This window comes from Rhodopseudomonas palustris, assembly GCF_003226555.1.
GTDB classification, from domain to species: domain Bacteria; phylum Pseudomonadota; class Alphaproteobacteria; order Rhizobiales; family Xanthobacteraceae; genus Rhodopseudomonas; species Rhodopseudomonas palustris_I.
The window spans coordinates 717,073-729,225 of record NZ_QKQS01000023.1 but is presented as its reverse complement, the minus strand read 5'-3'; the positions used below and the strand labels follow the sequence as shown (position 1 = coordinate 729,225).

Genomic DNA, 12,153 nt, shown 5'->3' with positions numbered 1-12,153 from the left:
CGTTTTAAGGCTCCTCGTTGGAGGGCGGCGCTCCGCCGTCCCGAAGCTCTCTCGCCAAGGCGGTTCGGCAAACGACGATGAACGGTGTTGGTGGATTTTCGCGGTGGTCCGGCGCACTCGGCCTGTGCGTGACGATCGCGACGGTGGATCTTGCTGCCGCCGAGCCCCGTGCCGTCGTCGAGCTCTTCACCTCGCAAGGTTGCTCGTCCTGTCCGCCGGCGGACAAGATCATCGGTGAGCTCGCCCACGATCCGTCGGTGATCGCCCTCAGCCTACCGATCGACTATTGGGACTACCTCGGCTGGAAAGACACGCTCGCCGACGCCCGCTTCACCGCCCGCCAGAAGGCCTATTCGCAAGTGCGGGGCGACCGCGACGTGTTCACCCCGCAGGTCGTCGTCAACGGCTCGGCGCATCTGGTCGGCAGCAACCGGGCGGGCATCGACAGCGCGATCAAGACCACCGATCGATCTGCCGGGGTGATGAACGTTCCGGTGTCGCTGTCGGTCGAGGGCAAGGAGATCAAGGTCGTGGTCGCTGCGGCCCCTGACGGCGATCCCGCGAGGCATGGTGAAGTCTGGATCTGCGGGGTGTCGAAAGCGATCCCGATCGAGATCGGCCGCGGCGAGAATCGCGGGCGCCACGTCACCTATCATAACGTCGTGCGCAATCTGCTGAAGGTCGGGGATTGGAACGGCGCTGCCGAGCAATGGACCGTGCCGCTGGAGAACGTCGTCGGCGACGGCGTCGATGCGGCGGCGGTGTACGTCCAGAATGGCAGCCGTGACAAACCCGGCGCGATGCTCGGGGCGGCCTTCACCTCGTTAAACTGAACGGCAATCGTCTGGATTTCGGCGGGAGCAACGAGCTCGGGCGATTCGGCTCGGCTGAGCGCTCCGTGATGCGGAGCTGCGCCGGTAGATTGGCGCCCAAAAACAAAAAAGGACCAACTTGCGTCGGCCCAGGAGGGGGATTGAGGTTCTGCGTACAGGCCCGGTCCCAACTGCTTCAGGGGGCTGGGGGCTGAGGAATCCGAAGCCGAAGTGACCGGGCCAACGCAGTGATTGTTTTATCGCAAGCCGGCTTGGCGCCCGGTTGGCGAAAATCGGGCGGCAATAAGAATTCGCCTAACGAAGCCGTGAGATTGCGCGGTCGCCGATCAGCTTTGACGCCCTGCTGCTTTCGATCCTCTTGCGGCCCGGCGCCAGCGGCGCAATCATGTCAGCGACGTGACAGGAGGCGCCGATGGATCTGATTTCCGGGGAGGCTGATCCCAGCGAGAGCCGCGCAGCGGAGCGCTCAGGCGGCGCGCCGCTGCAGGGACGGGTTACCTTCAACCGCCTGGAGCTCAATCGCATCCTCAATCTCTATGGCCGGATGGTCGCGGCTGGTGAGTGGCGCGATTACGCCATCGACTTTTTGAAAGACCACGCCGTGTTTTCGATCTTCCGGCGGGCTTCGGAAGTCCCGATCTATCGCATCGTCAAGGATCCGCGGCTCACCCGCAAACAGGGGGCGTATTGCGTGATCGGCGCCTCCGGTCAGATCCTGCGCCGCGGCCACGAACTCGACCGCGTGCTGCTGGTGATCGACCGCAAGCTGGCGCTGGTGTGACCCGAACCGCGGCGGAGCTGGGTCGGGGGCGAAGCGTCTCGATGGTCCCCCGTGTCATCACCCGGCTTGTCCGGGCGACCGAGTATCCCAGCGCCAGTGATCAGCATCGACTCTCTGGAATACTGGGCCCTTCGCCTTCGCGGAGGGTGACGGCATCACATGTTAATCGGCCCTGCCTCTGCCTTCGGCACCGTCCTGCCGCCGTCGCCCAGCATCCGCTGCATCAGCACCGAGTCCAGCCAGCGGCCGAATTTGAAGCCGACGTCGGTGTGGGTGCCGATCGGGACGAACCCGGCCTTGCGGTGCAGGGCGATCGAGGCGGCGTTGGCGGAATCGCCGATCACCGCGATCATCTGGCGGAAGCCGCGTTCCGTACATTCGGCGATCAGATCGCGCAGCAAGGCGCTGCCGATGCCGCGGCGGTGTGCAGCTGGATCGAGATAGATCGAGTTTTCGACCGTGAACCGATAGGCCGGCCGCGGCCGGTACGGTCCGGCATAGGCGTAGCCGGCAATCGTCCCGCCCGCTTCCGCGACCAGATACGGAAAGCCGCCTCCGATCAGGGAGTCGAACCGCCGCGTCATCTCGGCGAGGTCGGGCGGTGTCAGCTCGAAGGTGGCGGTGCCGAAGCGCACCGCCTGCTCATAGATCGCGGTGATGGCGGGCAGATCGGCAGGCGTGGCGGGGCGGACGAGGAGGTCGGACATGCGAAATTCGGGTTCGGAGCGGATCGCCAGTCTCAGCGTCATACGCGGGCTCGCCCCGCGTATCCATCCTGTTCGCGAGGCATAAACCGTTCCTCTCAAAGGATGGATCGCCGGGTCGAGCCTGGCCATGGCGGGCGTTTGCGGTGAGGCGCCTTGCGCAAGTTCTTTGGTTCGGACGTTCGTTCGCCCAACAAAAAAGCCCCGGCGCGAGGCCGGGGCTTTTGGTTTCACCGAGGTGAAGGGGCTTATTTCTTCTGTCCCAGCAGCTGCAGCAGCAGCGTGAACAGGTTGATGAAGTTCAGGTACAGCGACAGCGCGCCGGTGATGGCGGCCCGCTCGGCGACGTCGCCGCCCATCGAGCCGTAGCCGTAGATGTAGTCGTTCTTCAGCCGCTGAGTGTCCCAGGCGGTCAGGCCGGCGAACACCAGCACGCCCACCACCGAGACGATGAACTGCAGCATCGACGAGGCGACGAACAGGTTCACCAGGCTGGCGATCACGACGCCGAACAGGCCCATGATCAGGAACGAGCCCATCCCGGTCATGTCACGCTTGGTGGTGTAGCCATAAAGGCTCAGCGCACCGAACGCCGCCGCGGTGATGAAGAACACCCGGACGATCGAGGTGTGGGTGTACACCAGGAAGATCGACGACAGCGAGATGCCCATCAGCGCCGAGAACGCCCAGAACAGCAGCTGTGCGGTCTGCGGCTTCAGGCGGTTGATGCCGAAGGAAATGACGAACACCATCGCCAGCGGGGCGAGGATGAACACCCACTTCAGCGGGCTGACGAACATCGCCACGCCGAACGAGGTCAGCATGGTGTTGCCGACCCGTGCGGCGGCGGCGCCAGCGTCCGTGGTCACGGCGCCCATATAGACGCCGAGAGCGGCCAGACCGGTGATGGCCAGGCCGATCGTCATGTAGTTGTAGATGCGCAGCATGTAGGCGCGCAGCCCGGCGTCGACGGTCGCGGTATCGACGCGTCCGGCGGCCCGGCCGAAGGGAGAAGTGTAGTTGCGGTCCAAGTCCGACATGGTCGAGATCCCGAGTTTGTCTGGCCGGTCGCGAAGGGTGGCGAAAGCCAGTACTAATCTATCCCGGACGGAGTGACGAGGCGTATGGAGTTCGAGGTTGAACCCATTATGAACGCCTGTTCATCGAGCCGTCCGACCCATTCTGATATGTGGGAAACTAACACGGTCCAGGCAAGATATTATGCGCGGCTGAATGTCGCTCCGCTCCGGAAGGGTAAAGAAACCAGCGTCCGACCTTGGTCGAAACCCATGGTTTCCGGCCTGTTTCAGGGGCCGTCGAAGGGGAGTGCCAACACGCCGCGCAGCCCGATGCCGCGGGGCTGCATAACTATAAATTGCGCAGAACGGAAGCGGGCTTCTGGTTGAGGGCCAGCCATGTGCCGATCAGTCCAAGGCCGACGGTGACCGCCAGCGCGGCCACCACCACGCCTGCCGCCGATCCGGCCTGCCAGACGAAGCTGAGCGTCATCAACCGTGTGACAATCAGCCACGCGGCGACAGAGCCGGCGATCACTGCAAAAGCCGCTGTGGCGAGGCCGATCATCGCGTATTCGAGCGCGAAGGCCCCGATCAGCCGCGCCCGGGTGGCGCCGAGCGTCTTCAGGATCACAGCGTCATAGACCCGGTGGCGATGGCCGGCGGCGAGCGCGCCGCCGAGCACCAGGATGGCCGAGATCAGCGTGACGGCACTGGCGCCGCGCACCGCGAGCACCAGGTTCGCCACCACGCCGCCGACCGTCTCCAGCGCCTCGCGCACCCGGACCGACGTCACCATCGGAAACCGGTCGGCCACCTGCTTGATCACGGCGGCGTCGCTCTGCGGCGTGCTGCCGCTCTCGGTCAGCGTGGCGATATGGGTGTGCGGCGCGCCGCGGAAGGTGTCGGGCGAAAACACCACGACGAAATTGATGCCGAGGCTTTGCCAGTCGATGCTGCGCAGGTTGGAGATCGTCGCGGTGATCTCGCGGCCCAGCACGTTCACCGTGACCTTGTCGCCGATCGTCAGGCCGAGCCCCTGGGCCAGTTTCTTGTCGAACGACACTAGCGGCGGACCGCTGTAGTTCTTCGGCCACCACCGCCCTTCGACAACCTTCGAGCCGGCGGGGACCTCGGCGGCGTAGGTCAGGCCGCGGTCGCTCTGCAGCACCCATTCGGCGTCCGGCGCCGGCTTGAGATCCTCGGCACGGACACCGCGGGCCGCGACGATCCGCCCGCGCAGCATCGGCACATCCTCGAGCGTCGCGTTCGGCGCGATCTGGTGCAGGAAGGTGCCGAATTGCTCAGTCTCGCTGGAGGGAATGTCGATGAAGAAGAAGGTCGGCGCCTTCTCGGGCAGCGCCGCCGTGAACTGTCGCTGCAGATTGCCGTCGACCTGCGAGACCGTGACCAGCACCGCGAGGCCGAGGCCCAGCGACAGCACGACCGAGGGCGTCAGCGCGCCGGGACGATGGATGTTGGCGACCGCAAGTCGCAGCATGGTGATGCGCGACCGCGGCAGCCGCCGCGCGATCGCCATCAGGGCGGCGGCAACGCCGCGCAGCAGCACGAACACCGCGAGCGTGGCGCCGACGACCGCAAGCGCTATCCGCTTGTCGTAAGACAGGCCGATCACGAGCGTCAGCAGCACCGCGACGACGAGACCGATCCAGGCCAGATCCTTCACCCCCGGGCGGTGACCGATCGCGGTCGCAGCCTCCCGGAACAGCATCGCCACCGGCACATCACGAACCTGCGCCAGCGGCCATAGGCCGAACGCCAGCGCGGTCAGCAGGCCGTACAGCAACGACAGCGCCAGCTCGCCCGGATGCACTGCGGCGATCACCGGCAGCGGCAGCAATTGGCCGAACAGGCCGACGATCGCGAACGGGATTGCGGCCCCGAGCGCCAGTCCGATCGCCGCACCGATCACGGCGAGCACAATCACCTGGGTCAGATAGATCGCGAACACGCTGCCGCCGGTGCCGCCGACCGCCTTGAACGTGGCGATGACGTCGCGGCGGCGATCGATATGGCTCTTCACCGCGTTGGCGACGCCGACGCCCCCCACCACCAGCGCGGCGAGGCCGACCAGGGTCAGGAACTGGGTGAAGCGAGTGATGGTGCGTTCGAGCTGCGGCGAGGCGTTGCCACGGGTGCGGATCTCCCAGCCGGCATGCGGCAGCGCCGCCCGGGTGTCATCGACCAGCCGCTGTGCCGCGCGGTCGTCAGCGCCGTTGTCCGGCAGACGGACGCGATAGATCCAGCGCACCAGACTGCCCGGCTGCAACAACTGCGTTGCGCGCAGGCCCTCGTCGCTAATCAGAAACCGCGGACCGAAGCCGATATTGCCGGACAGCTTGTCGGGCTCGGCGGCGACAACGCTGCGGATCTGGAAGGTGTCGCTGCCGATCATGACCTTGTCGCCGACCTTCAGATCGAGCCGCGCCAGCAGGGCGGGGTCGGCGGCGGCGCCATAAGCGTCGTCACGCCGGGCAAGCAGGTCGGCGACCGGCATCGGGGGCTCGAGTTTCAGCTCGCCGAGCAGCGGATAGGCACCGTCGACCGCCTTCAGCTCGACCAGGGCGGAGCGGCCGTCTTCGGTCCGCGCCATTCCGCGCATCGTGGCGGCGACCGAGACCTCGCCCCGGCTGCGCAGGAAAGCCACTTCGCTGGGCGTCGCCTCGCGCTGGATCAGCGAGAACGCCGCATCGCCGCCGAGCAGGGTGCGGCCCTCGCGGGCGAGGCCGTCACCGAGACTGGCCGCGACCGAGCCGACGCCGGCGATCGCCATCACGCCGAGCGCGATACAAGCGATGAATACGTAAAATCCGCTCAGCCCGCCGCGCATCTCGCGCAGCGCGTAGCGCAGCGGCAGCGACCACGAGCGGGCACGTGGCGGCGTCTCGGCAACGACGCTCATCGATCAGGCCGACCTTGCGCGCGCGGCGGAGCCCGGCTGCGTCGCGTCGATCCGCCCGGAGCGCAGCCGCACCACCCGGTCGCAGCGTTGCGCCAGCGACGAGTCGTGGGTCACCAATACCAGCGTCATGCCCCGTTCGGCATGCTTGGTGAACAGCAGGTCGACGATCTGCCGGCCGGTGGTCTCGTCGAGATTGCCGGTCGGCTCGTCCGCGACCAGGATCGCCGGGTCGGGAGCCAGCGCTCGAGCGAGCGCGACGCGCTGCTGCTCGCCGCCGGAGAGCTGCGACGGGTAATGGTGCAGCCGTTCACCGAGCCCCACCGACGCCAGCTCCTGGGCCGCGCGGTCCGCCGCATTGGCCTGACCGGCCAGCTCCAGCGGCACTGCCACGTTTTCCAGCGCTGTCATGGTCGGGATCAGGTGGAAGGACTGAAACACGATTCCGATCTGGCGGCCGCGGAAGCGGGCCAACGCGTCTTCGTCCAAACCATTGAACGAGGTGCCACCCACCACCACCTGACCGCTGTCGGGCCGCTCCAGCCCGGCCATCACCATCAGCAGGGTGGACTTGCCGGAGCCGGACGGGCCGATCAGTCCGATCGCCTCGCCGGAGCCGACGCGCAGGCTGATGTCCTTGAGGATGTGCACCCGCGCGGCGCCGCTGCCCAGCGACAGGTTGACGTTGGAGATCGCGATACTGTCCGGCGCACCGGCCAATGACGAGGGTTCAATGAGACTGTCCATGGCTGCCTCATATGGCTATTCAATCTTGGCGGTCGAGGGGTGGGCGCGCACGATCGCGCTGGTCCTGGGACTTGGACTGGCGGCATCGCCCGGACAAAGTGCGCGGGCCGAGGTGGTCGCCAAGCCGTTGAAAGTCGTGGTGCTCGGCGACTCGCTGACCGCCGGCTACGGCCTGCCGGCCGCCGATGCGTTTCCGGCCAAGCTGCAAAAGGCGCTCAAAGCCAAGGGCATAGACACCGAGATGGTGAATGCCGGCGTGTCCGGCGATACCGCCAGCGGCGGCCTGGAGCGGCTCGACTGGTCGGTGCCGCCCGATGCCGACGCGGTCATCGTCGAGCTCGGAGCCAACGATGCGTTGCGCGGCACCGATCCGAAGGTTCCGCGCAAGGCGTTGGACGCGATCCTGAAGCGGCTGAAGGCGCGCAATCTGCCGGTGCTGCTCGCCGGCATGCTGGCGCCGCCGAACTACGGCAAGGACTACGCGGCGCAGTTCGACGCGATCTATCCGGAGCTCGCCAAGCAGTATGACGTGCCGGTGTATCCGTTCTTCCTCGATGGTGTCGCTGCGGTGTCGAACCTCAACCAGGCCGACGGCATTCATCCGACGGCGGCGGGTGTCGACGTCATCGTCGAGCGGATTTTGCCCAAGGTCGAGGCGCTGCTCCGCCCGCTCCAGATGCAGAGCCGCTGAGAAAGCGGCCATCCGAGCTTAAGGGGCGGATTGCCCTCAGCTTTTTGGGCCCTGGGTGGGCTCCGCTGTAGCGCTGTTACACAAACGCGGTACAGAATCGTATCGTTGATTCGCCGGACGTTTTGCGGACTGCCGTGTCCCTGCGCGGGACGGCCCCACGATCGGGATAGGCAGCCGCAATCGGGCCTCAGGTTCGAGGGTGTGCCGATGCCGCGTTTGTTTACGGGACTGGAGATTCCGGCCGAGATCAGCCAGACCCTGTCGAGTTTACGTGGTGGATTACCGGGGGCGCGCTGGGTCGATCCGGACGATTATCATCTCACCTTGCGGTTCATCGGCGACATCGATGGCATCACCGCCAACGAGATCGCCTCGACGCTGTTCCGGGTCAATCGCAAGCCGTTCGAAGTCACGCTGCAGGGGCTGTCCAGCTTCGGCGGCAAGAAGCCCCGCGCCGTGGTAGCTTCGGTGGTGCCGTCGAAACCGCTGATCGAACTGCAGGCCGAACTCGAGCGGCTGATGCAGCGGGTCGGGCTCGATCCCGAGGGACGGAAGTTCACCCCGCACGTCACCCTGGCGCGGCTGCGCGGCGACGTCTCCAGTCGCGATGTCGCCGACTATCTGTCGATCCGCGGCTACTTCCCGTCCAAGGTGTTCAAGGCCGAGCGGTTCGTGCTGTATTCGGCGCGGGCATCGACCGGCGGCGGCCCGTATGTGGTCGAGGCGCCTTACGAGCTGACCGCCCCTCGGTCTCGCGCATAGCTCTCCGACCGAATTCCCGGCTTGCATTTTGCCGCCCGATCAGGCGGTAAAAGGCCGCATGTCCTCGTCGCTCTCGCTCCGCCAACAATATCAATCCCTGATCGCCTCCGGCAGCATCGAAGCCGACCCGGCGCAGGCTCGCGCAGTGCAGGCCTTCACGCTTCTCAACGAGGCGCTGGACGGATACAAGCCTCCGAAAAAGCAGGGTTTTTTCGGTCGCTTGTTCGGCGGCAGCGATGCCGGTCAGTTGCCCCCGCAAGGGCTCTACATCCACGGCGAGGTCGGTCGCGGCAAGACCATGCTGATGGATCTGTTCTTCGACGCCAGCCCGATCGCATTGAAGCGGCGGTCACATTTTCACGAGTTCATGGCCGAGACCCATGACCGCATCAACGGCTTCCGCCAGGCGATCAAACGCGGCGAGATTCCGGATGCCGACGTGATGGAGCTGACGGCGGCGTCGATCCTCGACGAGGCCTGGCTGCTGTGTTTCGACGAATTCCACGTTACCGACATCGCCGATGCGATGATCCTCGGCCGGCTGTTCACCAAACTGTTCGAGCTCGGCACCGTAGTGGTGGCGACCTCCAACGTGGCGCCGGACGATCTCTATAAAGACGGCCTCAACCGCTCGCTGTTCGTGCCGTTCATCGGTCAGGTGAAGCGGCATATGCGGGTGATACGCCTCGATGCGCGAACCGATTACCGCCTCGAGAAATTCGCCGGCATGAAGGTCTGGCTGACTCCCGACGATGCCGAGGCGACGGCGACGATCGACCGGGCCTGGCATCGGATCACCGGCACCGCCAAGGGCGAGCCGCGCGATATCTCGATCAAGGGCCGTATCCTGCACGTCCCGCAGGCCGACCATCACGTCGCCCGGTTCTCGTTCGCCGATCTGTGCCAGAAACCGCTGGGCGCCAGCGATTATCTGCGGCTCGCACATGAGTATCACACGCTGATGATAGATCACGTGCCGGCGATGGACTACGCCGATCGCAATGCTGCCAAGCGGTTCATCGCGCTGATCGATACGCTTTACGACAACTCGGTGAAGTTGATGGCCTCGGCCGCGGCCGAGCCGGCACGACTCTATAGCGCCACCGAAGGCTTCGAGGCGCTGGAATTCAATCGGACGGTCTCCCGTCTCACAGAAATGGGATCGGAATCGTATCTGGCGCTGCCGCACGGCCGGCGCGACTCTACCGCTACCGGCGACACCACCGGACTGGTCGAAACCTAGGTCTGTTCCGAGCCACCCGCCGTTTGCAGGGCCGCCGGCCCAACAAATGAGCGCTCGCTGACTTGAACGCATGGGGCGAAAGCGATAACCACCCAAGCGGATTTCCCACCCCTCCCCACCCACGGGCTCAAAGGACTGCTTTCCCATGGCGCGCGATAAGATTGCTTTGATTGGCTCCGGCCAGATCGGCGGTACGCTGGCACACATGATCGGGCTGAAAGAGCTCGGCGACGTGGTGCTGTTCGACATCGCCGAGGGCGTGCCACAGGGGAAGGCGCTGGACCTTGCGGAATCTTCGCCGGTCGACGGTTTCGATTCCAAGCTGACCGGTGCCAATTCCTACGAGGCGATCGAGGGCGCCCGCGTGGTGATCGTCACCGCCGGCGTGCCGCGGAAGCCGGGCATGAGCCGTGACGATCTGCTCAGCATCAACCTCAAGGTGATGGAGCAGGTCGGTGCCGGCATCAAGAAGTACGCGCCCGACGCCTTCGTGATCTGCATCACCAACCCGCTCGACGCGATGGTGTGGGCGCTGCAGAAGGCCTCGGGCCTCCCGGCCAAGAAGGTTGTCGGCATGGCCGGCGTGCTCGACTCGGCGCGGTTCCGCTACTTCCTGGCCGACGAGTTCAACGTCTCGGTCGAAGACGTCACCGCCTTTGTGCTCGGCGGCCACGGCGACACCATGGTGCCGCTGGTGAAGTATTCGACCGTCGCCGGCATCCCGCTGCCCGACCTGATCAAGATGGGCTGGACCTCGCAGGCGCGCCTCGACGAGATCGTCGATCGTACCCGCAACGGCGGCGCCGAGATCGTCAATCTGCTGAAGACCGGCTCGGCGTTCTATGCGCCGGCGGCGTCGGCGATCGCGATGGCAGAGAGCTATCTGAAGGACAAGAAGCGGGTGGTGCCGGTTGCGGCTCACCTCAACGGCGAATACGGCGTCAAGGACATGTATGTCGGCGTGCCGGTGGTGATCGGCGACAAGGGTGTCGAGCGCATCGTCGAGATCGAGCTGGCCGGCAAGGACAAGGAAGCGTTCGACAAGTCGGTCGCTGCCGTTCAGGGCCTGGTCGACGCCTGCAAGAAGATTGCGCCCGATCTGCTCGGGCACTGAGGAACGTCTCACCAAACTGGCTGCGCCGATCCGTTTTGAGATCGGCGCAGCATCGCGGTTCAATCGGCTGGATGCGATCTGGCGAAGGGCAACTCCATGAATATTCACGAATACCAGGCCAAGGCGGTGCTGCGCGAGTTCGGCGTGCCGGTCGGTCACGGCTTCCCGATCTTCAAGGCGTCTGAGGCGGAAGCCGCTGCCAAGCAGCTCGGCGGACCGGTCTGGGTGGTGAAGAGCCAGATCCACGCCGGCGGCCGCGGTAAGGGCAAGTTCAAGGAAGCCTCCGCGGGCGACAAGGGCGGCGTTCGCCTCGCCAAGTCGATCGACGAGGTCAAGGAATTCGCCAAGCAGATGCTCGGCGCCACCCTGGTAACGGTGCAGACCGGCGCCGACGGCAAGCAGGTCAATCGCCTCTACATCGAGGAAGGCTCCGAGATCGACAAGGAGTTCTACCTGTCGCTGCTGGTCGATCGCGCCACGTCGCGGATTTCCTTCGTGGTCTCGACCGAAGGCGGCATGTCGATCGAGGACGTCGCCCACGAGACCCCTGAAAAGATCGTGTCGTTCACGGTCGATCCGGCGACCGGAATCATGGGCCATCACGGCCGCACCGTCGCCAAGGCACTGAATCTCAAGGGCGAACAGGCCAAGCAGGCCGAAGCGATGGTGACCAAGCTGTACACCGCGTTCGTCGCCAAAGACATGGACATGCTCGAGATCAACCCGCTGGTGCTGACCAAGCAGGGCGATCTGAAGTGCCTCGACGCCAAGATTTCGTTCGACGGCAACGCGCTTTACCGCCACGCCGACATCCAGGCGCTGCGTGACGAGACCGAGGAAGACGCCAAGGAAATCGAGGCGTCGAAATACGACCTCAATTACGTCACCCTCGATGGCACCATCGGCTGCATGGTCAACGGCGCAGGTCTTGCCATGGCGACCATGGACATCATCAAGCTGTACGGCATGTCCCCGGCCAACTTCCTCGATGTCGGCGGCGGCGCCAGCAAGGAGAAGGTGACGGCGGCGTTCAAGATCATCACCGCCGATCCGAACGTGAAGGGCATCCTGATCAACATCTTCGGCGGCATCATGAAGTGCGACGTGATCGCCGAGGGCGTGGTCGCTGCGGTCAAGGAAGTCGGTCTCGACGTGCCGCTGGTGGTCCGCCTCGAAGGCACCAATGTCGAAGCCGGCAAGAAGATCATCAAGCATTCCGGCCTCAACGTGCTGCCCGCCGACAATCTCGACGACGCCGCGCAGAAGATCGTCGCCGCCGTGAAGGGAGCCTGAGGCCGCTTCCGGCCTCTCCGCTGCCTCCGACCATTCCGTTCGACCGCGA

General features: G+C 65.4%; 11 protein-coding genes. 7 read left to right on the top strand and 4 right to left on the bottom strand.

The window, feature by feature from the left end:
- Positions 1–77 precede the first annotated feature (77 nt).
- Both DNX69_RS15860 and DNX69_RS15855 read left to right on the top strand, forming a co-directional pair.
- Entirely contained in the window at positions 78–833 is a 756-nt protein-coding gene (locus DNX69_RS15860; RefSeq protein WP_110786915.1) for a DUF1223 domain-containing protein, read from the top strand.
- Positions 834–1,245: 412 nt separating this feature from the next.
- The gene (locus DNX69_RS15855) at positions 1,246–1,614 is read left to right on the top strand and encodes a DUF2794 domain-containing protein (protein WP_110786914.1); all 369 of its coding nucleotides are present in this window, start codon (positions 1,246–1,248) and stop codon (positions 1,612–1,614) included.
- A 155-nt stretch (positions 1,615–1,769) separates the two neighbouring features.
- Here the strand turns inward: DNX69_RS15855 and DNX69_RS15850 are convergent, their stop codons facing one another.
- From DNX69_RS15850 to DNX69_RS15835, 4 genes are all read right to left on the bottom strand, one after another.
- The gene (locus DNX69_RS15850) at positions 1,770–2,321 is read right to left on the bottom strand and encodes a GNAT family N-acetyltransferase (protein WP_110787652.1); all 552 of its coding nucleotides are present in this window, start codon (positions 2,319–2,321) and stop codon (positions 1,770–1,772) included.
- 245 nt (positions 2,322–2,566) lie between these two features.
- Positions 2,567–3,358, bottom strand: a complete 792-nt coding sequence (locus tag DNX69_RS15845) for a Bax inhibitor-1/YccA family protein (protein ID WP_110786913.1) — start codon at positions 3,356–3,358, stop codon at positions 2,567–2,569.
- A 328-nt stretch (positions 3,359–3,686) separates the two neighbouring features.
- Positions 3,687–6,257 carry an ABC transporter permease gene (locus DNX69_RS15840; RefSeq protein WP_110786912.1) on the bottom strand — a complete coding sequence of 857 codons (2,571 nt, stop codon included), beginning with the start codon at positions 6,255–6,257 and terminating at the stop codon, positions 3,687–3,689.
- A gap of 3 nt (positions 6,258–6,260) precedes the next feature.
- A complete protein-coding gene (locus DNX69_RS15835) occupies positions 6,261–7,001 on the bottom strand; it encodes an ABC transporter ATP-binding protein (RefSeq protein WP_110786911.1) in 741 nt (246 codons plus the stop codon).
- Here DNX69_RS15835 and DNX69_RS15830 point away from each other — a divergent pair.
- The 5 genes from DNX69_RS15830 (at position 7,000) to sucC (ending at position 12,104) form a co-directional block, all read left to right on the top strand.
- Entirely contained in the window at positions 7,000–7,692 is a 693-nt protein-coding gene (locus tag DNX69_RS15830; protein WP_165825272.1) for an arylesterase, read from the top strand. The genes DNX69_RS15835 and DNX69_RS15830 overlap by 2 nt on opposite strands.
- 207 nt (positions 7,693–7,899) lie before the next feature.
- Positions 7,900–8,454, top strand: coding sequence for an RNA 2',3'-cyclic phosphodiesterase (thpR, locus tag DNX69_RS15825; protein ID WP_110786910.1), 555 nt, complete (start codon positions 7,900–7,902; stop codon positions 8,452–8,454).
- Positions 8,455–8,512: 58 nt separating this feature from the next.
- The gene (gene zapE / locus DNX69_RS15820; RefSeq protein ID WP_110786909.1) at positions 8,513–9,697 is read left to right on the top strand and encodes a cell division protein ZapE; all 1,185 of its coding nucleotides are present in this window, start codon (positions 8,513–8,515) and stop codon (positions 9,695–9,697) included.
- 145 nt (positions 9,698–9,842) lie between these two features.
- Positions 9,843–10,811 (top strand): malate dehydrogenase, encoded by a 969-nt coding sequence (gene mdh / locus DNX69_RS15815; RefSeq protein ID WP_110786908.1) that lies wholly within the window; start codon positions 9,843–9,845, stop codon positions 10,809–10,811.
- Between the two features lie 96 nt (positions 10,812–10,907).
- Positions 10,908–12,104: an ADP-forming succinate--CoA ligase subunit beta gene (gene sucC / locus DNX69_RS15810; protein WP_110786907.1), complete on the top strand. Its 1,197-nt coding sequence runs from the start codon at positions 10,908–10,910 to the stop codon at positions 12,102–12,104.
- The last annotated feature ends 49 nt before the right edge of the window (positions 12,105–12,153 follow it).

Bases quoted from the DNA above. Each gene is read 5' to 3' on its own strand.
- DNX69_RS15860 (WP_110786915.1), top strand. From the start codon at position 78: ATGAACGGTGTTGGTGGATTTTCGCGGTGGTCCGGCGCACTCGGCCTG.
- DNX69_RS15855 (WP_110786914.1), top strand. From the start codon at position 1,246: ATGGATCTGATTTCCGGGGAGGCTGATCCCAGCGAGAGCCGCGCAGCG.
- DNX69_RS15850 (WP_110787652.1), bottom strand. From the start codon at position 2,321: ATGTCCGACCTCCTCGTCCGCCCCGCCACGCCTGCCGATCTGCCCGCC.
- DNX69_RS15845 (WP_110786913.1), bottom strand. From the start codon at position 3,358: ATGTCGGACTTGGACCGCAACTACACTTCTCCCTTCGGCCGGGCCGCC.
- DNX69_RS15840 (WP_110786912.1), bottom strand. From the start codon at position 6,257: ATGAGCGTCGTTGCCGAGACGCCGCCACGTGCCCGCTCGTGGTCGCTG.
- DNX69_RS15830 (WP_165825272.1), top strand. From the start codon at position 7,000: ATGGCTGCCTCATATGGCTATTCAATCTTGGCGGTCGAGGGGTGGGCG.
- DNX69_RS15835 (WP_110786911.1), bottom strand. From the start codon at position 7,001: ATGGACAGTCTCATTGAACCCTCGTCATTGGCCGGTGCGCCGGACAGT.
- thpR (WP_110786910.1), top strand. From the start codon at position 7,900: ATGCCGCGTTTGTTTACGGGACTGGAGATTCCGGCCGAGATCAGCCAG.
- zapE (WP_110786909.1), top strand. From the start codon at position 8,513: ATGTCCTCGTCGCTCTCGCTCCGCCAACAATATCAATCCCTGATCGCC.
- mdh (WP_110786908.1), top strand. From the start codon at position 9,843: ATGGCGCGCGATAAGATTGCTTTGATTGGCTCCGGCCAGATCGGCGGT.
- sucC (WP_110786907.1), top strand. From the start codon at position 10,908: ATGAATATTCACGAATACCAGGCCAAGGCGGTGCTGCGCGAGTTCGGC.